Genomic DNA, 25562 nt, shown 5'->3' with positions numbered 1-25562 from the left:
TTTTACTCTCCTTATCGAGCAGTTCGTTTCCAACTGCCCTGCTGACCACCTTTTAAAAACCTCAAGAACCCGTGCCCCAAAGCGACATTCATCGACACAAAGAAACTCACTATTGCCACCAGTGCATTGACCTTCTTGTGTTGCTTTTCTGCCGACAATCCATATAGGGCAACAGCATAAAAAACTAACTGCAACACGGCAAACAGGAAATACATTGGCTGCTGTGCAAGCATCCAACTTGATACGAACACAATAAGCATTAGGTGCGGCGCAAACCAGCGTAGCACCTTGTGCGACCAGTAGCACCATGCAAGGATGCCATGGTGAGGTGACAACGCCCACATATTGGCTAGAAAAGCGCGGTAATTACCCAATCCAATTCGCACCCTACGACCGTACTCGTCCGAAAGGGTAGGAGCAACTTCCTCATGCGCGACCGCAGCATCAGTGTAAACCACATCAAATCCCTGCTTTTTAATATTCATCACAATACAGAAATCGTCGACCACTGTTGAAGTCGGGAGCGGGCGATACAATGAGCGTCGAATTGCATAAACAGCACCATTAGCACCGAGTAACGCTCCCAGCGAGGATTCATGTTTTTTGAGAAATTGCTCATAACGCCAATACAAGCTATCACGGTTCTCGTTGTTTTGCGGGTTATAAAGTTTCAGTTCGCCGCACACTGCACCGGTGCTGGCTGTGAAGGATGAGATTAAGTGTTGCACCGTGTCAGCTTCAAATTCGGTATTCGCGTCGGTAAACACCACAAAATCTGCACTACAATGTGCCACCAATTCATTCAGCACGGTCACTTTGCCGCGATTCTCAGAATGTATCATCGCTGTGACCGCAGGATTATCCGAGAACGTCTGGAGCAAACTGGCGGTTTGATCGGTGCTGCCGTCAGAGGCAACGTAGATATGCAACGTGCCGGGATAATTGAGCGAGAGCAAATTATCGATACGTGCGGTGATACAGGATTCTTCATTATAAGCCGACAGCACCACATCTACCGATGGCCATGTTGTGAGCGCTTGCTGTGTAGGCGCTCGAGGTGAGGTGACCAACATGAGTAAAAATGGATAGAGGGCATAGGTATACACGACCAGAAACGCCCCGCCCCAAAACAGCCATTCCATCAGTGCTTGCTCCCTATTTCACGGGCAGGAATACCTACTACGGTGGCACCATCGCGCACATCTTTGACCACGACTGCGTTTGCACCGATTTTCACATTGCTGCCAATGGTAATACCACCAATGACTTTAGCCCCTGAACCAATAAACACGTTGTCACCCATCACCGGCGCTGCGCCCTTTTCATCGCCAATCACCACGCCACTTTCAATAACGAGATTGCACCCACCGCGCACTTTTGAATTAATCACCACACCCACGGGATGCATCAGGATCAGGCCCTCGCCAAATCGCGCTCCTGCACCAATCACACAACCATTTAGCCACTTATTCAGGGTGAGCGTGATGAACGCCAGTGGCGACAACCGTTTATCCACTAACCACGAGGTTATACGATAAATTATGTTCGCGCTTGTACCATCACTCATGAAAACGCGTATTGAACTTGTTTCAAAACCCTGCTGCGCTAGGAATTCTCGTTTATATTGTAAATCGCGTTTAATTTTCACAGTGACCTTCTACTGACTCTATGCATTTCATCACCGTTTGAGCATTGCGGTACCAATCAAACTGTGTCGCATGGGTAATAATGTAGGCGCGATCCCATCTCTGCGCTATCGCATGGGCCAAGCCGTCAGCAAGAGACTGAGCTGACTCAGGTTCAACCAGTACACCGCAACGTTCATTAATAACTTCTGGAATGCCACCCACCCGAGTAGCAACCACAGGAGTGCCACTTGCCAAAGCTTCCAGCACGACATTGGGCAATCCTTCCCGGTAGCTTGGTAACACCAACACATCGCTTTCGCGCATTAATCGCGCCACTTCCACCAGCGGTTGGCTGCCGAGCAGGGTCACCTTTGACGAAACACCAGTTTGTTCAATACACTTGCGCAAGGCGTGTTCATCATCACCAGCACCGACAATCGACAAATGACAGGGAGCTGCTAACTGACTAAAAGCCTCGATGAGCTCGAATATTCCTTTCGCTTTTATCAGACTCCCGACGAACAATAATTTAGTGGGAGTATCTTCTGAAACAGCGATTTCGCTGCGCACATCGCTGGGGTAAAAAATTTGCTTGTCAACACCATTGTAATTAACGCTGATTTTATCGGCGTTCACCCCGCGATCAATTAACACTTGCCTTAGCGCGTGGCTGGGGCAAAACGCATGCTTTACTGAGGTAAGCATACGTTGCATTTGAGTTAATTTACGCTTGTCCTGCGTATGAAAGTTCACGTCGGTACCGTGAGCTTTTACAATACAGGGGATGCGCCATTTTTCAGCCAGACGAGCCACTCCTACCGCATCGGGATATAGCCAACACGCATAAAATACGGCAGGATTGTCGGCCAGCAGCCACTGCTTGATGCGACCCAACGCTAATCGTTGAAAAAAGGGCGTAAAGTAACGACCAACACTGGGTAAATTTAAAAACGGAACATAGTGAATGTTATTTGTGTTGGAGGCGCTATCACGATTTTTTATCCACACGCGCCAGGGCACCAACACCGCCACCTTAACCCGCCGAAACTGCCCAAGAGCCTCAAATTGCTGGCGATTGAAAGCAGCACGAGTGGGTTCCCACGGTAGCGGATACAGATTGGTCACTGCCACAATTGGCTGGGTGTGGTCAGTTGCCATTCAATAGTTCTCGGTAGGCCATGTCGTATTGTTTAGCGGTATTGTCCCACGTTCGAACCGTTTGCACGAACGTCAGGCCTTGCGACACAATACGTTCAAGCAATTCATCATTATCTATGTGTTTCAGCACTGATTCAGCCAAGGCATTAGGGTCATCTGGCGCGAACAACAAGCCCGTTTCGCCATCTTCAATTAATTCGCGATGCCCGCCGATATCCGATGCAAACACCGGCTTGCCTTGCGCCATTGATTCCAGCGGCTTTAACGGTGTGACTAATTCAGTTAATCGAATGCTCTCGCGTGGAAACAACAACGCGTCAGCAACACTGTAGTAGCGAGGCACTTCGTCAAACGGAACTCGTGCAATAAAGGTGACACATTGCTGCAGTTTCAATTCGGTCACCATCGCTTTTAATCGGGCTTCTTCGTTACCGCCACCGACGAGCAATAAATGAATGTCCTGGCGCTGCTGGTGAATCGCCTGCATGGCCTGCACTGCAATGGCTAATCCCTCGTATTTGAAGAATGTACCAATAAAGGCAATCACTTTTTTGCCTTGCAATTGATACTTTTGTACCAACTCCGGGTCACGCGTTTCACTCACGGTAAACTTTTCTATATCAACCGCATTGGGGGTGACGAACATCTTTTGTTCGGGGATACCGCGCTGACGGATATCGTGTTTTAAGCCATCACAAATACAACTGACTTTATCCACGCTATTGAACGCATGCTGCTCAATTGCTTTGATTAATCGGTAGCGAATGCTGCCTTCTTTGGTTTTGCCCGTATCGACTGCCGCATCTTCCCATAGCGCACGGACCTCGTAGGTCACGGGTACATTGTATTTTCGGGCGACTTTATGGGCGGCCAACGCATTGAACATCGGTGAATGGGCCTGAATGATATCTGGCTTTTCTTTCAGAAATACCGTTTCTATACGCTCAGCTAAATGATTAATATAAGCAAAGTAGCCAAGTAACGGCACTTTACCCAGTAACGATGTGCTCGGTTGCGTGCGGTAAAATAGAAATTCACCGACCTGCTCTTCGTCTTTTTCAAAATCCTGAAAACGCTGGCTGGTCATCTGCGCAGTGTCAATACCCAGTTTACGCTGATGAGTCAAAATAGCTTGGGAGCGCAGCGAATAACCGCTGATGTTGGGCGGTGAATATTCCAGCACATGCAATACTTTAATTGACATTCTCTATCGCCCCTTGCCAAATAATACAACTTCCGTTGTACGGATGAGAATCAGCACATCCAGAAGAAGACTCTGATGTTTTACGTAATACAGATCAAACTTAAGTTTTTCCAAGCTGTCTTCGACGCTGGCGCCATAGGGGTAATTAAGCTGCGCCCACCCAGCAAGCCCAGGCTTTACGTTGTGGCGCTGATTATAGTAAGGCACTTCCTGTATTAACTTTTCTACGAATTCGGGTCGCTCAGGTCTTGGTCCGATAAACGCCATTTCACCGCGGAAAATATTGAATAATTGAGGTAACTCATCAATGCGGTATTTTCGAATAAAATTACCAAAGCGGGTAACGCGATTATCATTCTTGCTCGCCCATTGCGCGCCATCTTTCTCTGCGTCAGGGCGCATACTACGAAACTTCACAATTTCGAATAACTCGCCATTCAGGCCCACCCGCTCCTGTTTATAGAAAACCGACGTTTTGGTTTTTCGCCCATCATCAAAATAGATGATCAAAGCGGTAATCAACATAAATGGCCACACGAACAGCAAGACCATAAACGCTAACGTCGCATTAAGAATGTAGTCCAGGCCATCTCGCAAATAGTTTTGCGACGAAAAACCATTGGAATAAATTACCCAGCTTGGGTACATCAAATTAACCACGATTTACCCGGTTTCTCGCTCCATAAAGTCGAGCAGGTCCGTGACTTCAACCCCTCTAAAGCGGCATTCGAACAGAACATCAATTGGCAGCGTTCCACGACGTTGATCACAGGCAATCACAATCTCGTCAATTTCATTTTCCTGTACAAAGCGGCGAAAATTCTGATCGACCCGCACATGAATAATTTTTTCTTTCACGATGCCTGATTCACGATTATCACCGGGGATGGGTACAAACCCCACGAGTTCAAAACCGGTTCTGTCGACGTCTCTGCGCATACGCCGTTCAATAATTGAGGCTCTTTCACCAGCACCTAGAATGATGATTCTGGACTTACCCAGACCAAGTAGCCCTAGCCGATTAGTAAAGTAACGAAACAGGACTAATGAAACGATAATCAGTGTTGTTGCCGTCGGCAGATAATAGGGATGCAGCTGAAGAGACTGAAATGCCGTACTGGTGAGCGTTTCAATCACAAAATAGGCTAAACCGACACTGACGAAGATGCGCCGTATAATGCCGCGAAACGTTTCACGCAATTTAGTTTCATAAAGACCGACGGAAAGCGCGCAGGTTTGCACAAATAAAATCAACAGCCCGATATTGATGGCGAGGACATTGATCGATGGATTGGCTAAATCAAACGCTTCAACCGAGATGAAACTGGCCAAGTAACTGACATACCCAATAATTATGGTTTCAGTAAGCACTAAGGCGTTTGAACGACTATTCTGTTTATTCCTCGACTGAGCCACTTCGTTTCCTTGACGTTAATTGCACATAAATAGCATAGGATTATGCAATTTTTTCGGGTAGACTTCGAAAATAATGTAGCATTATATGCAATCAGAGTATTGGGTAAACAACAACTTTTGCTTGCTTTCTTTGTCTTTGGGGTAATTTAGGATGATTAGAAGACTTCAGATTATTGCAGTAGCGATAATTTCAATCTCGTTATTTGGTGGCTGCAGCTCAAACACACTCCCACCAGCAACATCGGTTGCATCGTTAACCACCTCTGTAGACAATTATGATTATTTAATTGGTCCGGGTGATTCGCTGAGCATTTTTGTATGGCGGAATCCCGAGGTGTCCGGGTCATTTTTGGTTCGTCCAGATGGTAAAATAACCACGTCTTTGGTTGAAGATCTCGAAGTATCTGGCAAAACACCGACTCAACTCGCTAGATTAGTCGAAGAAGAGCTCGCTAAATATATTCGTGACCCCATTGTGACTGTGAGCGTTACCGGCTTTGTCGGACCGTTTAGTGAGCAAGTGAGAGTGATTGGCGAAGCCGTCAATCCTCGCTCCATCAATTATCGTGAACGCATGACACTGCTTGACCTCATTATCGAGGTGGGTGGTTTAACTGAGTTTGCTGATGGCAATGGCGCAAAATTAATCCGTGTTGTAGACAATCAACAGAAAGAATTCGATATCAACATCGACGATCTGGTTCGACGCGGTGACATTTCCGCCAACGTCGACGTACTTCCTGGCGACATTATCATTATTCCTGAGGCATGGTTCTAGACATTAGACACCGCGACTGTCCCACGAAGTAGGATTGAGTAATATATGGATGATTTACAAAAAACTCTTGAAGCCATAAAAGAGTACATCGAAGGCGTTTGGATCAAGAAACGCTACATCATAATCTGTACTTGGTTATTTTGCCCTGCGCTGATGGGCTACGTGTTCTTTATGCCTGACGAGTACGAGTCGGAAACCAGCGTGTATGTTGATACACGTTCGGCGTTGCGTCCTTTACTGCAAGGTGTAGCGGTTCAATCTAATCCGGGTGCTGAGGTCGCGGTCATCGTGCGCACGCTGTTGAGTCGAGTCAATCTGGAAAAGCTGGCGCGCGAAACCGACCTTGATGTGACAGTGACCTCGGATAAAGAATACGAAGACCTGCTTGATTCACTAGAGTCTGGGATTAATGTTTCATCCAAAGGCGGGCGCAGTAGCGATCGCATTTATACCATCACTTACTCAAATGAAAACCCTGTGATTGCACAGCGTGTTGTCCAGGAAACATTGGATCTGTTTATTGAGGGAACTCTCGGCGAAACCCGTGAAGGTACCGACACAGCCAACCGTTTTTTGGATGATCAAATCGCTGAATACGAGCAGCGCCTCACCGAAGGCGAGCAACGTTTGGCCAATTTCAAACGGCGTTATTCTAACCTGTTACCGGTACAGGGCACGTTTTATTCGAATCTGTCCGAGCGACGAGCGATGCGTAAGCAAATTGAGTTGCAAATTGCCGAAGTTCAACAACAAATCAATGCTTTGAAAGAACGTTTAGAGGCGATAAATTCTGCGACTAACCTAACCGATGGTTTGAATCAGGACAACAGCCGGATTGTACAGACCCAATTTGATTCGCGTATTGATTCACTGCGTGCCAAGCTGGATGAACTACAGATCCGCTACACTGATTTGCATCCCGATGTGATCAAAACACGCAATCTGCTTGAAACACTTGAGAAGCAGCGTGATGCTGAAGTAAAAAGCTACATTGATAAAATCTCTAATGATCCTGCTGCCATCAGTTCAGATAACCCGTTCGCTCAACAACTGGCCCTAGAGCTTAGTCGACTTGAAGGTGAACTTGTGTCTTTGCAGGTGCGGAAAACCGACATAGACGCCATTATCAGTGACCTGACTGACAAAATCGATCAGGTGCCCTTGGTTGAAGCAGAGTTGACAGCCTTAAATCGCGACTACGGTATTACCAAAGATAAGTACGAACAATTGCTGAGCCGACGCGAGTCTGCTGCCATCTCGCGCAGTGCCGATGTTTCAAACGATGACATCAAATTCCGGGTTATTGTGCCACCACGCCTGCCCACCTCGCCATCTGGACCTAAGCGCTTGTTGTTTTATACCGCTGCGCTATTATTTGGCTTTGGCTCTGGCTTTGGACTGGCGCTACTCATTAGTCAGCTTTCCCCAGTGGTATTGAGTGCCAACACCCTAAATCGCGTTACCGATATACCGATTCTGGGGCATGTGACCCATACCGAAATCGACGCGATAAAGAAAGACGACCGGCTCAGGATCTTTATTTTTGCACTATCGTGTTTAACAATCTTTTCGCTGTACATTGCGCTGATGGCTATCGAGCTGCTTAACATTGATGTCGTTGCGTACATTGAGAGGTTATTGTAATGAATACCATCGAAAAAGCCCTAGCGCGCGAAAGACAAAAGAAACGTCAACAGGCCGATAAAGACTCTGCAAGCTTTCCCGTAGCCGAAGACGCTATTGCCAATGCGGATACCGCAGCCGATGCACCTGCTGTTCAGGTCCAGCCCGAAGAGCAGCATCAGCATGAAACCCATGGGAATACGTCGTCTAATTTTTTCAATATTGACGTTGATCACTTAGATAGAAACGGCTTCCTGTCGCTTATCAATACACGTTCGCGCAAAAATGATGAGTATCGCGCCATCAAGCGTAAATTACTAAAGACCGCGTTTGGTCCGTTATCGAGCACGCTAACCAACAGCAATGTTATCATGGTGTCCAGCGCACGACCGAATGAAGGAAAAACCTATACAGCGATTAACCTCGCCCTCAGCATTGCCCTAGAGCAAGATAAAACGGTGCTGTTAGTCGATGCCGACGTGCTACGACCGTCTATCGCCCGTGAACTGGGCTTGGATAGTGGTAACGGTTTGATGGAATATTTGCTTGGCGAGTGCCCGTCGCTCACTGATGTCATTTATCATACTAATATTGATAAATTGCGTATCATACCGGCCGGAAAGTCGCATCACCTGTCCACAGAGCTACTGTCGAGCGAGAAAATGCTCAAAACAGTGGGTGAGTTTTCCAGTCGCTACAGTGACCGTGTGGTGATTATTGATACGCCACCGCTGTTGGGGATAAACGAAACCGCCGTGTTGGCGAACTTAGCTGGTCAAGCTGTGATTGTAGTTGAAGAAAACCAGTCAAAACTTCAAGTTGTTAAAGATGCGGTCAATTTATTGTCTCCTGACATGGCGAAAGGCTTTGTTATCAATAAGTCGGTTCGAAACAGCGGAGCAAGTAGCGACTATTATTATGGATACTACTACGGTAATCCGTCGGAATAATGGCTATGTATTTAAGCAAACGCAGCGCTAAATATTCTCTTGCCAGCGTCGGATTAACGTTGATAGCGACTACGATGTGGCACACAGGTGTGAGTGCCAATATCGAGAGCGAAGTTGGACTCAGAACCTCTATTGTCGCGACCGATGGGCGTTCTGATGGCACAAGACGGATTAACGGTGAAACGACCGCCTTGAATATCAACCCATCGATTTTGTTGAGTTATCAAGGCCCCATCGCCAGCGCAGTGTGGAATATTGACCATTCTTATATTTATCAGGATATTGATGCCACTGACCGCTCCACAGAGCGTTCGTTTACAGAATACAACTTTGATAGCAACGTCAATATTATCGACAACTATTTACAGTTTTCCTATAACTCACAATTGCGTTTTAGAAACACCGATCCCTCTCAGGTTTTTGCCAATGATTTCATCTCGGGATCAGACAGTTTAAGTCGAATACGCACCAACTCAGCCTCGCTACAATTTGTGACACCCAATCCTCGCTGGGTTGCCATTAACTGGCAACTATCGGGCGCAAAGGTCGAAAGTGACCGCAATATTAATAGCGAAAGAAATCTGGATAACAACAATTTGGCGACATTCTTCACTTTGCGTCAAGGTGAGGAATTTAGACGGGTTCGTTGGGCAGTGAATAATCAATGGCAGAAAACGGAAGGCAACCGTACACGCGGCGATATAACCTCTCGCTCTGTAGCCGGCGAACTCAGTGTCGGCCTGTTTAGCAAGGTCTCACTGATCACCAATGTTCAAGATGAGCGCAATCAATATTCTAATACAATTACTAATGACAGTGCCGGTAGTAGAGAATTTACTTCGTATGGTGCGGGATTGGAGTGGTACGCGTCTGACAACCGGCGCATTTCAGTACAGTACAACGAAACTGAAAGCGACGATGCCGAGCAAGATAACGAAAGCTTTATTTCATTCGATGTAATCTGGGCATTTAGCCAACGCACGCGTTTAGAGGCTAGCTACGGTCGACGTTTCTTTGGTGAAGCTGGTGACTTTCTCTTCGTTTATAATACCCGACATTTGCGCCTGTCAGCGTCCTACAATGAAGAGCTTACTACGTTCACGCGTCTGGTCAGCAATTTTGAAAACCTGGGTGTGTTTGTATGCCCGGTAGGTAGTAACCAAGCGTCCGACTGTTTCTTGCCGAACACCCTTGCGTACGAATTGCAACCAGATGAACAGTTTAATGCATTTTTCCAGAATATCCCTGAAATCAGCGAAGAACTGATTTTACGTAGAACCGGCTCCCTTAACTTTGGCTTCGAAACCCGCAAAGTAACCGTCTCCACGTCAATTGGTGGTGGTGTGACGGAGTTTTTGGAGACCGACCGGGAGCAGAACAACCTGACTGCCAGTGTAAACATCGACTATCGAGTTGGGGTTAAGACCTCTATTTTTTCAAACAACAATTTTAACCGTACCGACTTTGTAGACCGCGATGATCGTAACGATGTTATTCGCGCTGATTTAGGCATAAGACATTCGTGGTCGCGTCATTTGTCGACATCAACTGAAATCAGTTATATCGACAGAGACTCAGACAATGAATCAAACCAATATCAGGAAAGACGCTTAACGTTGGCTTTAGATTATCAATTCTAATCATCCTTCAACCGCACATACGCCTTGTATTTCTTTTTCAGCAGCTTATCAATATATTGGGTCAATTTGACCTTATGACTGATAGCGCTGTCCAAGGCGTCCACTAACTCGTTAAGCATGGTTTTGTAGTACTCAACATCGCGTACCTCACCATCGTGCTCAGGCAATTCTCCACTGACTTGTTGCTTAATCGAGCGACTTTGTTCCGGTGCGGTTACCACCGGTTCGAACATTTCTTCTTTGACTTCACTAACAACGGCGTTCACCGCATCGCCATCCAGTTGCTCAAGCTCTTCGAGAAACCCATAGAGCAGGATACGATCCATCAACGTATTGATTTTACGCGGAATGCCCGTGGTAAAGTCATGAATACGTTTGAACGCGTCATCTGAAAACAACGAGGTGCCGTTCCAACCCGCATTGTGCATGCGGTACTCGATATACTCGCGACATTCTTCCACCGACAGCGGGGCCAGATGGCAAGATGCCACAATACGTTGACGAAATTGTTCCATATTAGGCGCACGCAGTATTGGCTGCAATTCTTCCTGACCTAACAAAAAGCTTTGCAGCAGTGGCTTACCTGCCTGTTGAAAGTTGCTTAACATACGCAGCTCTTCAATGGTTTCCAACGGCAAGTTTTGCGCTTCATCCACCAACAGTAAAGCGCGCTTTCCCTGCTTACTGAGTCCATACAGAAAGGCTTCCAACGCTTCCAATAAATCTGTTTTGGTTTTATTCGCAACGTCAATATTAAATTTAGACGCTACCATTTTAACCAATTCATCTGGGTTCAGTTTTGGCGTCACAATTTGGGCTGCGACAATATCATCTTCGATATCCGCCAAGAGGCTGTTGGCGATGGTTGTTTTACCCGTACCGATGCCGCCGGTGATGACAATAAACCCTTCAGCTTGCGACAGTCCATATTGCAGGTAAGACATGGCCCGTTTGTGCCATTTACTGGCGAAGAAAAAGGCCGGATCAGGCGTTAACTGAAAAGGCTTGGAATTGAGGCCGTAATGACTTTCGTACATGCGTAACACACCCTGTTAGAACGCAAACAATTTCGGACAGCCACTTTAGCCGCTTAGCCCTTCGCTGACAATGCTTAAGGCTCAATCATATTGAAATCAATCCGCACTTTATCGCGCATAAACCACATTGGCTGGCGATACACATTTGTTACGCGTGCTGAGCCCCCTTAAGCGTCGAAGGCCAACGGCTTAGTTCGTCTCAACGATTTGCCTGATAATGGCTGTCGTTGATACGCCCTCTTCGAATAGCAGTACTTTAACCTCACCGCCATTCGCCATGACTTCCTTGCCGCCCGCAATATCTTCGATTTTGTAATCGCCGCCCTTCACTAAAACATCAGGTAACACTGCGGCGATTAAGTCTCTGGGCGTCTCCTCGGCGAAGGGCACTACCCAGTCGACAGAAGCCAGCCCAGCTAGTACCGCCATGCGTCGGTCAATTGAATTGATGGGTCGCCCAGCGCCTTTCAGTGCCCGCACAGATTCATCGGTATTCACAGCAACAATCAGACGCTGGCCAAGTTTGGCGGCCTCATTCAGATAGGCGACGTGGCCTGCATGTAAAATGTCAAAACACCCGTTTGTCATAACCACTTTTTCACCGCGTACTTGCGCATTTCGCACTGCTGAGATTAATTGCGAGCGTGACATAACACCACCATCCGGGTGATGATCATCACGTAACGCTAGCGCAAGTTCAGTGGTCGTGACCGTGGATGTACCCAGTTTACCGACGACAATGCTGGCGGCGATATTCGCTAGCACACAGGCGGTGGGCAGTGTTTCTCCTGCAGCGAGACACGCCGCTAGGGTAGAAACGACCGTATCGCCAGCGCCGGTCACATCGTACACTTCGCGGGCCTTGGCAGGTAGATGCAATGTATGGCTAGCGTTTTGTGTAAATAACGACATACCTTTTTCAGAGCGTGTGATGAGGAGCGCATCCAGCGACAACTGTTGGCTCACCTGCGCGGCGCTTGCTGTCAGTGTTGGCTCATCCACAAAGGTACGGGTCACGGCCTCAAACTCACTCATATTGGGCGTCAGTAACGTGGCACCACGGTAGCGGTCAAAATCAGTGCCTTTCGGGTCTACTACCACGGGAATGTTGCGTTCACGCGCCAATTGAATGAAGGCCTGAGGGTCGCTCAGGCAGCCCTTGGCGTAGTCCGACAGAACCACAACATCCGTTTGTGCGAGCGCGGCAGAGAACTGCGCATACAATGTTTGCTTGTCTACGCTGCTGAAATCTTTTTCGAAATCCAGACGCAATAATTGTTGATTGCGACTCACAATTCGCAGTTTGGTAATTGTGTCGAAACCAGCAACTGCGCTGAAGCAGCAATCAACGCTCATGGCTTCTAATCGCTGTTGTAATGTTGCCGCAGCCTCATCTTCACCCACTAATCCCATCAAAGTGACTTGAGCGCCCAACGTGGCAGCATTGATGGCCACATTGGCTGCACCGCCGGGGCGATCTTCTGTTTCGCCAACTTTCACCACGGGTACAGGCGCTTCAGGTGAGATCCGCGCAGTGCTGCCCTTCCAGTAGCGGTCAAGCATCAGATCGCCTACGATTAATAAGCGGGTTTGGCTAAAGTCAGGTAAGTTCATAAGCGCGTAGAATGTCCTTTGCAGCATCTGGTTTTTATCAGCGCGGCGCGTCATAATCGATACACTTGCATGTATTGATCGGCTCGCTATCGCACAATGGCAGCGCCCAGCACAAATAAGATATCGAGAGTTATGCCACGAAGTATATCAGCCACGCCAGAAAAAGCAGCCACTGACAACAGTCAACCGTCGGTTTGGTCGGTGTACATTATTGAGAATCGCTTCGGCCAGCTGTATACCGGCATTACTACCGACGTTAACCGTCGCGTCACCGAGCACGCGCACCACCCCACCAAAGGCGCTAAAGCATTGCGTGGGAAAGGCCCATTGCGACTTAAATTTGAGCAGTGCGTTGGTGATCACTCTCAGGCATTACGCTGTGAGCGGTGGATTAAAGCACTGCGACGCGAAAAGAAGCTGGCCGTTATTGCAGGTACACAGCCGTTACCCGATTTACCACTGTAACATCAACCGTTTACGACGCGTGGGTTAATACACCCAGTACAATCATTGCAATCCCGACACTGAGTACCCACTGAATAGATGCCACACCCACGTTCACTTGTTGATCAACTTCCTGCTTCCAATCACAGCCTGCTAAGACCAGTCTTTTGGCGATAGCCACTAACAGCAATAGCACGCCAGCCAGCGCAATGCTTGAAAACAACCAACCGGTGATGTTGCTGACATAGGTTTCCGGGTTGTAACGCAATAATGATGCGGCAGCCGACACCATCAGTGCGGTTCCAATCAGGTTACCTGAATGCGCAATGGCCAAGGCGACTTGCCCCTTACACAAGGTCTTCTGGAATGAATCGTTCTGGTTGTGTGAAGCAAAACGGGCTTCGTAAATTCGGGTCATGATCAGGAGTACCAAGAGTACAACACTGAAGCCACTGGTGATGGCGACTAACGCATTCATGTCGGTACCTTCGACCCACAGCAGCATACTACGCAGCATAATGGCGGCAGCGATGGCGCTGGCTGCATCCACTATCGCCACACTGATGTTTTTATCGTCGATCATTTGCTCTTTGTCGAGCCGGTTAAGGACCAACTTGTCGTGCGCGACGCGACCGAGCTTGACCAATATAATACTGACCAGACCAAACAACAGCATACCCAATGCCGCGGTTTGATAGCCTTCGCCCACATGCCGCCCCACCACCGAGCCCATCACAATACACAGTGACAGCATTCGGCCTGCTACGCTGATCCCAAAGGCAAAATTGTCGCGTACGCTCAACTCTTTCGACACACTAATATTTGAGTAACGCCCCGCTAGCCAACGCACACCAAAAAGCAGGCACAGCGCAATACCAATATCTATCGACAGATAAATCCATAATTGGGGGTGCAGCGCATTGAGCTGAACAAGAGTGTCCATGCGGGAAGTTCCTTTTAAATCATCTCAAAGTGCGCTTCTGTGGGTGGTAGCCTACAGCTAGTTATGCACCAACAGGTATGCGACACTTAAATACGACATGGTTTTATTGTTAAGTTATCTATTATGCCAAGCACATCGACAATTACCAACGAATTAAGCGCGGCCGCAGAGGAAGTTTGGTCTGAGCTTGATAACCCTCCTGAACACCTTCAGGAAGACATGCTGACCCTCTTCAGCATGAGTGAATTTGCACAGCGGGTGTGCCAGCGCCACGGCAATACCCTGACTGATTTATCGGAGCGAGGATTGCTCAGTAACCTGCCCTGCGAATCAACGACGATAAATTCGTTGTTTACGGAAATGATAGTACCCGACATTGATGACTGTGACAGCGAAGAGGCCTTGAACTCCACGTTACGGCGCTGGCGAAATCAGCTTCTGTTTGCTATCGCGTATCATGACATCGTGAAACAACAGCCTATCGAGTCGTCGCTTCGCCAAGTGTCTGCATTGGCAGATACACTCATTGTCGCGGCGTATGAGTGGCAATACAACAAACTCAGTGCGCGTCATGGTGCACCCGTGCATGACAGCAAGCCGCAACCACTGTGTATTATCGCCATGGGTAAACTAGGCGGCCGAGAACTTAACTTTTCGTCAGATATCGATCTTATTTTTGCTTATCCGGAAAAGGGCGACACTCAAACCGACCCGGAGAAACGCCAGAAATCGATTGAGAATCAGCAGTTTTTTACGCGCCTGGCACAACGACTCATTCATTGCCTGGATACGGTCACCGCCGATGGATTTGTTTTTCGCGTGGATATGCGTTTGCGCCCGTTTGGCGACAGTGGTCCGCTGGTAACGCATTTTGACGCACTGGAGATATATTATCAGGAGCAAGGCCGCGAGTGGGAAAGGTATGCCATGCTCAAAGGACGCATCATCAACCCACCCTCACCTCACACTGACGCTTTGTATAAAATGCTCCAACCCTTTGTGTACAAGCGTTATATCGACTTCACCGCACTTGAAGCGCTGCGCAGCATGAAAATGCTCATTGAAAAAGAAGTGCGCCGGAAAGGATTGGTCGACAATATCAAACTGGGCAAGGGCGGTATTCGCGAAGTGGAGTTTTTCGTGCAGAGTATGCAGCTTATCCATGCGGGCAAGCATCGTACGTTACAGACTCCCTCATTGCACGATGCGCTGGCAGCCTTAGTGGACGCAGAACTGATTGACTCCGAGGATGCGCAGACGCTGATTGAGGATTATCATTTACTGCGCAAAGCTGAGCATTGTCTGCAACAGTTTAATGATGAGCAAACTCAGCAACTACCCGACACACCACGCGATCAATACCGTCTCACTACGCTGCTGAATCAGCCTGATTGGGATGACACGCGGAAGCTGATTGATCAGGCAATGGCGCGCATCCATGCCCAATTCAACCAATTGATTGAAACGCCAGAACAAGAGTCCGACGCGGACAATCCTTTACTACAGAGTTGTGATGACTTATGGAATTTGTCACTCAGTGAAGCTGATTGGCAGGGAGTCCTGTCTGACACGCTCACACCTGAGGCAGCCAGCGATTTGTTTGAACTGGCCAGCGAACTGCGTCAGAAAATGCTTAAATCTCATATGGGCCAACGCGGGCAATCCATTGTCAATCGCTTGCTGCCGCAGTTGCTGTTTGATCTGCTATCGCGCGATGATGACTTACGTGTCGACCTGTTTGCCCGCGTATCGCCTTTGTTGGCGAAAATCGCCGGCAGAACACCTTATTTAGATTTACTCTTGGAAAACTACCCTGCACGCGTACAGCTACTCACGTTGTGCGCGCAAAGCCCGTGGATTGCCAATCAACTCGCTGAGTTTCCGCTTTTGCTGGATGAGTTGCTTAGCTTGCGCTACCTAGAAAAGCAGCACCTGAATATCGACGATATGCGTGCTTCGCTACAGGCTGATCTGCAACAAGCATTGCTGCGCATCGACCCTGACGATTTGGAATCGATGATGAATGCATGGCGTCAGTTCAAGCTATGTCAGCAGCTCACCATTGCGGCGGCCGATGTAATGGGAACGCTACCCACCAATCAGGTCAGTGATTATTTGACTGCGCTAGCAGAAGTGTTGCTTGATAGTGTCGTTCGTTATGCATGGAAAGACATGCAGCGCCGGTTTGGCGAGCCCAGTGGAAATAATGTCGATCAACCCGACTTGGTGATTATTGCCTATGGAAAATTTGGTGGTTATGAGCTGGGTTATGGATCTGATCTTGATTTGGTTTTTCTACACGGTGCTCACCGTGATCAATATACCGATGGTGCAAAAGAAGTCAGTGCACAACAGTTCTACGTGAAACTGGTGCAGCGCTTTATGCATTTAATGACAACCAACACCCAATTAGGCGATATCTACGACATTGACCTGAGACTGCGCCCGGATGGAAGCGCTGGTATGCTGTGTAGCCATATTGATGGCTTTGATGACTATCAACAGCAGCAAGCCTGGACATGGGAGCATCAAGCCTTGGTTAGAGCTCGCCCGGTGTGGGGTAGTTCAGCGTTGACGGACAAGTTTGCACGGATCCGGCATGATATCTTGGCGTACCCACGCGACCCGTCGGAATTGAGTAAACGCGTCACAGAAATGCGTGAAAAGATGCGCCAGCATCTGCTTAAGACACAAACGGGGTACGTTGACCTAAAACAATCTGAGGGGGGTATAACGGATATTGAGTTTATGGTGCAATTTTGGGTACTGGCGTTCGCCGCAGACTGCCCCGAGTTACTCAAATACCCTGATAATTTACGTATTCTGGATGCTGTGTCAGCGGCTCAAATCACACCGGATAAAAACGTTAAAGCGCTGCAGGCGAGTTATCTGAGTTTACGTCAATCGATACATCGCGCTAATTTACAGAATCAGGAGGTCAACGCTGTGTCTGATGAAATATCTGCCCATCTGGATGTGGTCAAAACATTGTATTGCGATCTGTTCGACGCACTTTAACCAACCTGATAGTTCCATGGGACTATCAACCCATCGTCAAAGCCTGACGGCACGCTGGACGCTAGCGTGCCACTACGCAATTGTCTTTGAGATACCGCGTGTTGTTGGTAGTGAGCACTAGCGAACGTTGCTGTGGGCAAACGTAGCCTCTGACATCACCCTGAAAATTGCTATTGATCGCACTGGCAATTTGCTTCACTGATTCAGCGATAGTCGTATCCAACTGAAATTGGTGCTTCACGACAAAATCCTGATCCAAATCCCAAATCACCTGCATACCTTCCTGCTGCGCATAGGTCGACAAAGACTCGCGTAACGTACCACCCGCTTTAAACGTACGATATTTTTTCTCACCCACCCAGCGACCACTGACCGGGCGAACATCGCTAGCCATGGATTGAAGGCGTTCTTCCAGCGGCTTTTCACTGACGCTTAACTCCATCACAAAATCACCGATTTCGTCACGAATGGGATCGACTGAACTCAGCCGAAATTCTTCGTAGAATGCACTGAGCCCGCTAGCGACAGAGCGTTTCTCGGGCGCACCAGCCGGACTCGGTGTTTCGACGTTCTCTTGTCGAACTTGCACCACAATCACGGCGATGACGATTAACGCCAACGCCAAGCCTAAATGGCGCGCCCAAAATAATGATGAAGACACTTTTTTGTTTCTCATATAACCACGATATTCCTGCGCCGCTAATCGTACAGGCTGGGATCACTTTCCTGCGGTCGCGTTTTAAAGCGTTTATGCATCCAAAGGTAACTCTCTGGCTGCTCCTTGACGATAGACTCAATGTCTTTATTCAAGTCGGTTAATGCCTGTGTATCTTCTTTATCGGCAAAGGTTAACAAAGGTGGATAAAATTTCACTTTATAGCCTGAACGGGTGTATTGCGAGGTGACAATCAGCGGTATGCAGTTTGCTCGGCGCGCAAACATCAGCGTGGCTCCTGTGGTCGCCGTTTCAGCAACGCCACCAAAAGGCACAAAGACACTTTGCGCTCGCCCATAGTCCTGATCTGGCAAATAAAGGCATAATTCACCTTGGTCCAGCGCGTTGATCAACGCTCTCGCATTGCGTTTGTGGATCATGTATTTATTTGAGCGATTTCGACCATGGTACTGCATATAGTCGATTAACGGGTTGTTGTGCTTTCGGTAGAACGCAATACTGGGGTGATGATAGCCGAGTATTCGACAGGCCAGCTCTAAGTTCATATTGTGCAGTGCCAGCGCGAATACGCCTTTTCCCTGAGCGATAATCCGCTCAACATGCTCAAAACCCTCAACTTCGCCCAATCGACGAATACGCCATGCCGGCGCCCACCAACCAATGGCCAGCTCAAAAACGGCCATGCCGGCACACTCCAAGTGGCGTTGCAACAGCACTTCCCGCTCACTGTGGGGCATGTCTGGAAAGGTTAAAGCCAGATTTCGTCGCGCCACATTAACGCGCTTTTTCACCAACTTTCTCAGTAGCCATGCGATACCTTTAGCAAACACACGTAAAACCCGGATGGGTAGCCAACTGAATATGTACAGCAAGGCAATGCCCAGCCACGTTGGCCAGAAAGTTGGCGCCAAAAATCGTTTTTCAAATGAGGGTGGTTGAATTGCTGGTGAAGTCACTCGAATTGCTTGCAGTGTGCTGAATCATGACAGAGTAACATGCTTACTTTGCCGAATGCTATGTTGTGTACAATTGGCGACAGTGCAAAGCTGTGTCATAGTAGCGCTATGACGATGATGTGATGTTGATCACTGCTTAGGTGTGGTTCCAATTTGCTCACAAACGCTTTACTCCATGAACTGCTAGACAAATCCGCCAATGGCATTTTATTGGTGGACGAAAATAGCATCATTCATTACGCCAACGAAAAGATAACATCACTTTTTGGCTACTCGCTCGACGCCCTTATTGGCGCGTCGATTGAAACACTTATTCCGGTAGAGTACAGGGCTCACCATGCTCAGCATGTGACGCGAACCTTTGCCGACAAAGCCGCACGAACCATGGGCAAAGGCGAAAGCTTTTTAGGATTACGCCAGAACGGCGAAACCATTTCAGTGCGGATTGATTTTTCGCCCACCGACGATAATCAATATCGCGTGGTATCGGTCAGTGAAACTACCCGCTACGCAGAGCGCGAGCAACAGATCCTCAACGAAAAACAGGCAGTGTCCAACGCTTACCGACAGGTAATGGCGTTTACCACACAAACGACTAATGCGCTGGCAATGACAGATTCCTCGTTTAATTTGGTCTGGGCAAATGATGCGTTTACCACACACACTGGTTATCATTTCAGTGAGGTCAAACACAAAACGCTTTACACCCTGAAAGGGCCAGAGACGCAAGAGGCTGAGATTGCACGTATCGAAAACGCCTTGATTGAACAGACTCACTACGAAGGCGAGCTTCGCTTCCATGCGCGAAACGGCAGTTCTTTTTGGGTTCGCCTCAGTCTGCAACCTTACGTTGAAGCACAGAAATTTATTGGCTACATGATATTGATGACCGATATCAATGAGCAAAAGCGGCTTGAATCGCGTTTGACGCAAAGCAGCCAATTCCAACAAGCGATGCTCGACAGTGCGCCGCTACTGCTAATGGGGATGACAACTGAAGGGCGCATTACTCTATTCAATCAATTCGCTTCCGAGCTGTTAGGATACTCAGCGGATGATGTGGTAGGCAAATTATCTCCCTTTGCTTTCCTGCCTGATGATGCGATGCTCATGTTGTGTGAAAAGTTAAGCCTGCCGGCATCAAGCGAAAGCCAAGAGATGATGGCTGCTGTACTGAAAGCCGCTCAAGAAAAACCGTTTCGCGTGGAACTTCGCCATATCACATCGACCGGCGAGGCACTTTTTATTGCTATTGTTGTCACGCCGATCACCTCCGACTACTCAGACGATTTAGGTTATCTATGGTTAGGCCAAGATATCACTCAGCAACGTATTGCCGAACGAGATAACTTACGTACGCAACAAATTCTTTTAGCCACTGGAGAAATTTCTCAAGTCGGTGGTTGGGTGCTTGATTTAGTCACACAAGAGGTGGTGTGGAGCGATGAGGTCTACCGAATCCATGAACTGCCCATTGGAACGCCGGTTGTATTAGAAGATGCGTTGAATTACTACGCGCCAGAAGCTCGTGCCGTGATCACGGCCGCAGTTGAAACAGCGGTGGCAAATGGCACAAGCTGGGATGAACAGTTACCGTTTGTCACCGCAAAAGGCAACCACATCTGGGTACGTGCTATCGGTTATGCTGAATATGAAAATGATAAACCGGTTAGGCTATTTGGCGCGTTTCAAAATATATCCTCACTCAAGGCTGCTGAGCAGGAAGCGTTAGCCGCCAGTGCCGCAAAGAGCGAGTTTTTGGCCAACATGAGCCACGAAATGCGTACGCCACTGAATGGTGTATTGGGCCTTAATCAGTTATTACAGAAAACGCCATTGACTGAGCAGCAACAAAAATACACGCAATTGATTAACGCCAGCGGCAACAAACTTTTGCGTATTATTAACGATGTGCTGGATATTGCAAAAATTGAAGCCGGAAAGCTTTCAATCGCACTTGATAGCTGTCCGATCCGCTCGCTCATCGACAAAACAATAGAATCTCTCTCGGCACAGGTTGAACAATTAAACCGCCCCATTCTTATTGAGGCGAATGTTGATGACGATGTCGGCGACTTATTACTCACCGACGCAGGAAGGTTGCAGCAAATATTGGATAATCTGTGCGGTAATGCGATTAAATTCACGCTCGATGGAACCATCACGCTGCGCGTTACTCGCCAAGATGAATGTCTGCTTTTCGCCATCAGTGATACCGGTGCTGGTATTGAAGCTCATCAGCAGGCAAAACTGTTTGAAAAATTCACACAAGTGGATGCCAGCCATTCGCGGGCACAAGAAGGCACTGGCCTGGGGCTTGCTATCTGCAAGCAACTGGTCACGCTGCTCGGCGGGGAAATCGGTGTAAAAAGTACGCTACATCAAGGCTCCACGTTTTGGTTCACTCACCCATTACACGATCAGATAGCCAGTGAAGTGACTAATCATGGTACTGCGCAGGTCGATCGTCAGGTCGATGGCTCAGAATCGCCAAACCTGATCTTGGCGACTATTAACAATACCTTTATTCAGCAATGGAAAGACGCCTGCACTCGGGTAGGTATGCCGTTAGTCAGTGTTAGCTCAGCGCGACAAGCCATGGCACAAATGCGTGTCCAGGCACCACTTGCTATCATTATATACGATCGCCTAAATGGCATGACCGGGCCAGACTTTGCGCAGCACCTTCGCCATCACCCACAGTGTCGTGGTGTTAAAATTATACGCATGACTGATTCGACTCCTGAAAACGATGTACGCGATCAGACTGATTATTTATTCTCGACGCAGGACATAACGGCAGCGTTGAATACTGCAGTGAGCCGAGCCGATACCTCATTATCAGTGTTGCTAGTGGAAGATAACAGCATCAATCAGATCGTCGCGAACGACATGCTGACACAATGCGGCTGTCGTGTAGAAGTTGCAGTTAATGGTGCGGAAGCAGTCGCCATTGCCACTGAACGGCTTGAAGAGTTTGACCTTATTTTAATGGATTGTCAGATGCCAGTCATGGACGGCTATGAGGCAACCCGATGCATTAGAGCATTACCATCACCGCGTGCTCAGACTATTCCCATCATTGCATTGACTGCCAATGCGCTTGAAGAAGATAAACAACGTGGTGTGGCAGCGGGTATGAACGCACATTTAATCAAGCCTATTTTGCTAAGCGATTTGGAGCGTGCACTTTTCACATTCAACGCTGAACATCAATAATCCGCGTCGATTTGCTTAAGCTTCTTTTCGAATGCTTCTAAGTGATCTTTTGAGTCATACTCAAAATGATATTGATTGTGAAAGCCAAAGCGCAACTTCACCAACGCATCTTCGATAAACACCGTATAACCATCAAAATCAGTATAGGCTTTTACGCCGCCGAGGTGATATTCAGATTCCTTCGCTTCGCCATGTTGCCGAATTTTTTCAAAAATTTTCAGAATGTAGCGACTGTCAAACTCGTTTTTCATAATCCCTCCTGGATGCGTATTGCCATGGGCGGTCATTTGGGTGCTCACTGTCATGATATGGATAGCCGACTGCCATCATTCAAGATCACCTTGCAGGTGAAAAACTAGGGCGGACTTTTCTTAATTAAAGTTGTAACGGAACCCGATTGTGGCCGCGTTAACCTTAAGGTCGTCTTCACCAAAAATATGCTCAAATTCGAACCGTATCATACTGTTGAGCCCTACGTACCAATCAAAGCCTAACCCGACCGTGCCAGCCACAACGCTATCATTGTAATACACTAAACCATCAACACCGTCCTGAGTCACGGTTTGGTAACCCTCAAGGTCGCCGCGCAATATACCCAGACGGTAAAACAGTTCTCCCTCACGAGATCCTGCTTTACCCAATACGCTAAGCGAAAGGGCATCACCCGCGAGGGCATCTGATTCATTGCTCTGTGGCGGAACATCCACTGAGCCGTCGGCAATTCGCTGATACCCTGCTTCGAGATACCACTGCGCATCTAGCTGATAACCGATCGCCGCCTTATAGCTTAAACCGTCCTGCTCGCCCTGGCGAAACTCAGACTGCGAATACCCCGCGCCAATCACACCGTACAGGCGTTCTGTTGCCGCGGCTTGATGTGTAGCAAAGAGCCCCGACACCATAAGTGCGACGGCGATTGATTTATTCTGCATGAACAACATCCTGTTAAAAGTAATATTCAAGGGTGAACTCTATATGATCTTCTCTGCGCATAAAATACAGCGGATCAGCAGCAACATCACTGCTAAAGAAATACGCGTCTAAGCTCCAGCGCCACTGATCGGTTATCCGGCTGGAACTCTCAAAAAAGCCGCTGTAGCTATCCGAGCGCTCCAAGTCCTGCACCATACCGAACAACACAGTGGTACCATCAATATCGTTAAAGGCAACGCGTAAACCCATCATCAAATCGTTTTGACCAAAGACGAAGGCGGTATCGTCACGTTCGTCAAATTGATACTCCATCAATACCCCGAGATCGTACTGGCTGTCGAATACCCCCACCTGAGTATATTCAAAGCCCGCGACCGCCGCAAAAAAGTCTTCTTCAATCACTGAATTGAGTGAAACAGGCACATTCTCAAGGTCATCCTGACGGTAGATCCCTTCAAACTTTAGCAACCACGACCCAGTGACGGCCAATACATCCAAGCCAACCTGCGTGATCTGTGAATAATAGGGTTGTAGGCGAAGGTTCGCTGTTTCGGGGTCAAAACGTTGTGCGAAATACGGTTCGCGGTTTGTCCCATCAAAATAGCTTAGGCCAAGATCCCAACTGCCTAGAGTATGCTGCCAGCGCAGGGCATAGTCGAGATGAGTTTGCTCTTGGCTCGACGCATACAGCGGGTTATCGGTATCGATAAGAAACGGCGGTACGACTCGGCCGTCTAATCCGGGGAAGGTTCGCTCTCGGAAGTAAGGTAAGGCAAAGGCTGATAAACGCCCAAAGTCCGTAAAATAAGAAAAGCTGACCATGGGTTGACCGAGCTTGTCTTCCCCATCGACAGACTCAACAGCATCCGTTTGATTGATAACATCGACCAGATGCAGCGATTCTGTCTGCCCCCAGAACACTTTGCTGATGCCCGCGAGTAATTCCCAGTCAGAAGCAAGGTGCAGCCAATGCATCTCTCGTATATCAAGGTGCGTGCGTTCGCTATCAATTTGATCCAAACGGGCGAAAGGCTTGATCACTAGCCTATCGTCTCCCCCGTTCCAACTGTAAAAAAACTCAGGCTGCAGGTAAACAGAGGCCTGTGTTCGCTCTTGTTGTGGCAGTAGTGCATCTTCAAAAAAATAACGCATTTGAATACCTGCTTCACCACTGATTTCCAAATCATTTGCAGCCGCAGATGCGCTTCCCAGAACACAGGCCAGCCCTGCACACACCGGTGCAAAGCGTCGAATGAACTTGTTTGCTATCAATCTACTATCCTTACTGTTGCGCGGTGCTTAGCGCACGTTACGCAATTTGTTTTCATCAAAATCATCGTCACTAAGACCGGTATCGAATACCAACTCATCGACAATTAACACGGTACTTTTACCGGTTTGCTCATTAAACATTTCAGAGCGGTGAGCGCGCCAGTATTGATCTTTATATTGCCGGTAATCATCCAGCTCAAGCGTCTTCAAGAGAGAGTCCTTTCGATCATAAAATTCAATCTTACGCACATAATAGTGCTCTTTATCAACCCAAACGACCTGACGCGTGTAGCCAGAATATTCATCTATTGGCACCTGCTCGACCACGTACGTTTCGGCACCATCCAGCGTTTCATCGCGTAGATAATTGAACCTGTACTTCTCAAGCTCAAATGATGTCATGTCTTCAAACGCAAACTCACTGCCCATGAAAGGGCCAGACTTATTTCGTGAGTTGATACGCTTTACACGCTTCAACGCTGGTAGATAAATCCACTGATCGTCTGCGCCAACCGCTTTCGAGAAACTCAAAAATGCAGTTCCACTCACATCTCTTGGCTGGTCAAAAATCGTCAGGGCCTTATCGCCATCATCGATAACCTCAAGCGACTTAACGCGCATTTTTCGTTCTGATTCCTGCCCTTGTGCATTACGCAAGATCATGCGCATTTCGGCTTCAGTATCGCCCCACCCTGTATCGGCGGTTTTGCGTGCTTGTGCGATTTCGTCACCTCGCTGCTCATCGGCCAGAGTGGTAAAAGACAGACACGCGATAATCAGCCCAGCGATGCACCACCGGCTGGTGTTAAGAAAATGACCTATTCGCTTCATGATTGGCGCTCCATAGTGAAATTGAACATTGTCGGCTAATAAACCTGCGTTCATTCCCGTAATAATAACGGCTAAAGCTAAATTCTGCTTAGCAATTATATCGTAATCACCAAATTAGTTTGTACCGGATAGGGATTTTTAGAGCAAAAACGGGGCCGTTGCTAGCCGGTTACGATGACACCTGTATCGGATAAAATACGTTACGTTTTTTGCTCGCCGCGG

At 48.0% G+C, this 25562-nt stretch carries 20 protein-coding genes and 1 pseudogene; 7 read left to right on the top strand and 14 right to left on the bottom strand.

The features are described 5' to 3' along the window. Positions 1-11: 11 nt before the first annotated feature. The 5 genes and pseudogenes from KIU71_RS04510 to KIU71_RS04490 form a co-directional block, all read right to left on the bottom strand. Complete coding sequence (locus KIU71_RS04510) at positions 12-1142, bottom strand: glycosyltransferase family 2 protein (protein WP_214129986.1); 1131 nt, start codon at positions 1140-1142, stop codon at positions 12-14. Then, entirely contained in the window at positions 1142-1567 is a 426-nt protein-coding gene (locus tag KIU71_RS18015; protein ID WP_214129985.1) for a serine O-acetyltransferase, read from the bottom strand. The genes KIU71_RS04510 and KIU71_RS18015 overlap by 1 nt, the downstream gene beginning before the upstream one ends. Positions 1568-1637: 70 nt before the next feature. Continuing rightward, positions 1638-2786, bottom strand: coding sequence for a glycosyltransferase (locus KIU71_RS04500; protein ID WP_214129984.1), 1149 nt, complete (start codon positions 2784-2786; stop codon positions 1638-1640). Then, on the bottom strand, positions 2776-3990 hold the full coding sequence (locus tag KIU71_RS04495) for a TIGR04063 family PEP-CTERM/XrtA system glycosyltransferase (protein WP_214129983.1): 1215 nt from the start codon (positions 3988-3990) through the stop codon (positions 2776-2778). Before KIU71_RS04495 ends, KIU71_RS04500 begins: the two co-directional genes overlap by 11 nt. Positions 3991-3993: 3 nt before the next feature. After that, positions 3994-5406: pseudogene (locus tag KIU71_RS04490) on the bottom strand (TIGR03013 family XrtA/PEP-CTERM system glycosyltransferase). Between the two features lie 151 nt (positions 5407-5557). Between KIU71_RS04490 and KIU71_RS04485 the strand changes: the two are divergent. From KIU71_RS04485 to KIU71_RS04470, 4 genes are read left to right on the top strand one after another with little or no spacing between them, the layout of a single operon-like run. Further along, entirely contained in the window at positions 5558-6184 is a 627-nt protein-coding gene (locus KIU71_RS04485) for an XrtA/PEP-CTERM system exopolysaccharide export protein (RefSeq protein WP_214129982.1), read from the top strand. A gap of 45 nt (positions 6185-6229) precedes the next feature. Beyond that, complete coding sequence (locus KIU71_RS04480; protein ID WP_214129981.1) at positions 6230-7828, top strand: XrtA system polysaccharide chain length determinant; 1599 nt, start codon at positions 6230-6232, stop codon at positions 7826-7828. Beyond that, on the top strand, positions 7828-8757 hold the full coding sequence (locus KIU71_RS04475) for an XrtA-associated tyrosine autokinase (protein WP_214129980.1): 930 nt from the start codon (positions 7828-7830) through the stop codon (positions 8755-8757). The genes KIU71_RS04480 and KIU71_RS04475 overlap by 1 nt, the downstream gene beginning before the upstream one ends. Before the next feature lie 5 nt (positions 8758-8762). Then, positions 8763-10397, top strand: coding sequence for a TIGR03016 family PEP-CTERM system-associated outer membrane protein (locus KIU71_RS04470; protein WP_214129979.1), 1635 nt, complete (start codon positions 8763-8765; stop codon positions 10395-10397). Here KIU71_RS04470 and KIU71_RS04465 read toward each other — a convergent pair. Both KIU71_RS04465 and hldE read right to left on the bottom strand, forming a co-directional pair. Then, entirely contained in the window at positions 10394-11434 is a 1041-nt protein-coding gene (locus KIU71_RS04465) for an XrtA/PEP-CTERM system-associated ATPase (protein WP_214129978.1), read from the bottom strand. The genes KIU71_RS04470 and KIU71_RS04465 overlap by 4 nt on opposite strands. Before the next feature lie 189 nt (positions 11435-11623). Next, complete coding sequence (gene hldE / locus KIU71_RS04460; protein WP_214129977.1) at positions 11624-13048, bottom strand: bifunctional D-glycero-beta-D-manno-heptose-7-phosphate kinase/D-glycero-beta-D-manno-heptose 1-phosphate adenylyltransferase HldE; 1425 nt, start codon at positions 13046-13048, stop codon at positions 11624-11626. 132 nt (positions 13049-13180) lie between these two features. Here hldE and KIU71_RS04455 point away from each other — a divergent pair, with 132 nt between their 5' ends. Then, positions 13181-13513: a GIY-YIG nuclease family protein gene (locus KIU71_RS04455; protein WP_214129976.1), complete on the top strand. Its 333-nt coding sequence runs from the start codon at positions 13181-13183 to the stop codon at positions 13511-13513. Positions 13514-13523: 10 nt separating this feature from the next. Here KIU71_RS04455 and KIU71_RS04450 read toward each other — a convergent pair whose 3' ends face one another. Further along, positions 13524-14435 carry a DUF350 domain-containing protein gene (locus tag KIU71_RS04450; RefSeq protein WP_214129975.1) on the bottom strand — a complete coding sequence of 304 codons (912 nt, stop codon included), beginning with the start codon at positions 14433-14435 and terminating at the stop codon, positions 13524-13526. Positions 14436-14558: 123 nt separating this feature from the next. Here KIU71_RS04450 and glnE point away from each other — a divergent pair, with 123 nt between their 5' ends. Continuing rightward, entirely contained in the window at positions 14559-17453 is a 2895-nt protein-coding gene (gene glnE, locus KIU71_RS04445) for a bifunctional [glutamate--ammonia ligase]-adenylyl-L-tyrosine phosphorylase/[glutamate--ammonia-ligase] adenylyltransferase (protein WP_214129974.1), read from the top strand. A gap of 61 nt (positions 17454-17514) precedes the next feature. Here glnE and KIU71_RS04440 read toward each other — a convergent pair whose 3' ends face one another. Then, positions 17515-18129, bottom strand: a complete 615-nt coding sequence (locus KIU71_RS04440) for a TcpQ domain-containing protein (protein ID WP_214129973.1) — start codon at positions 18127-18129, stop codon at positions 17515-17517. Between the two features lie 23 nt (positions 18130-18152). Next, complete coding sequence (gene lpxL / locus KIU71_RS04435) at positions 18153-19085, bottom strand: LpxL/LpxP family Kdo(2)-lipid IV(A) lauroyl/palmitoleoyl acyltransferase (protein WP_214129972.1); 933 nt, start codon at positions 19083-19085, stop codon at positions 18153-18155. Between the two features lie 153 nt (positions 19086-19238). On the opposite strand from lpxL, the gene KIU71_RS04430 reads away from it, so the two are divergent. Continuing rightward, positions 19239-22304 (top strand): PAS domain-containing hybrid sensor histidine kinase/response regulator, encoded by a 3066-nt coding sequence (locus KIU71_RS04430; protein ID WP_214129971.1) that lies wholly within the window; start codon positions 19239-19241, stop codon positions 22302-22304. On the opposite strand, the gene KIU71_RS04425 is transcribed toward KIU71_RS04430, so the two are convergent. From KIU71_RS04425 to KIU71_RS04410, 4 genes are all read right to left on the bottom strand, one after another. Then, on the bottom strand, positions 22298-22555 hold the full coding sequence (locus KIU71_RS04425; protein ID WP_214129970.1) for a DUF3081 domain-containing protein: 258 nt from the start codon (positions 22553-22555) through the stop codon (positions 22298-22300). The two genes, KIU71_RS04430 and KIU71_RS04425, sit on opposite strands and share 7 nt — an antisense overlap. A 120-nt stretch (positions 22556-22675) precedes the next feature. Beyond that, positions 22676-23236, bottom strand: coding sequence for an outer membrane beta-barrel protein (locus KIU71_RS04420; protein WP_214129969.1), 561 nt, complete (start codon positions 23234-23236; stop codon positions 22676-22678). Between the two features lie 13 nt (positions 23237-23249). Then, on the bottom strand, positions 23250-24509 hold the full coding sequence (locus tag KIU71_RS04415; RefSeq protein ID WP_250207251.1) for a hypothetical protein: 1260 nt from the start codon (positions 24507-24509) through the stop codon (positions 23250-23252). Positions 24510-24536: 27 nt separating this feature from the next. After that, entirely contained in the window at positions 24537-25340 is an 804-nt protein-coding gene (locus KIU71_RS04410; protein ID WP_214129968.1) for an outer membrane lipoprotein-sorting protein, read from the bottom strand. Between the last annotated feature and the right edge of the window lie 222 nt (positions 25341-25562).

The organism is Alteromonas oceanisediminis (assembly GCF_018474025.1).
In the GTDB taxonomy this organism is placed as follows: Bacteria; Pseudomonadota; Gammaproteobacteria; order Enterobacterales; family Alteromonadaceae; genus Alteromonas_E; species Alteromonas_E oceanisediminis.
The sequence above is the reverse complement of the archived record's forward strand: the minus strand, read 5'-3'. Positions and strand labels throughout refer to the sequence as shown.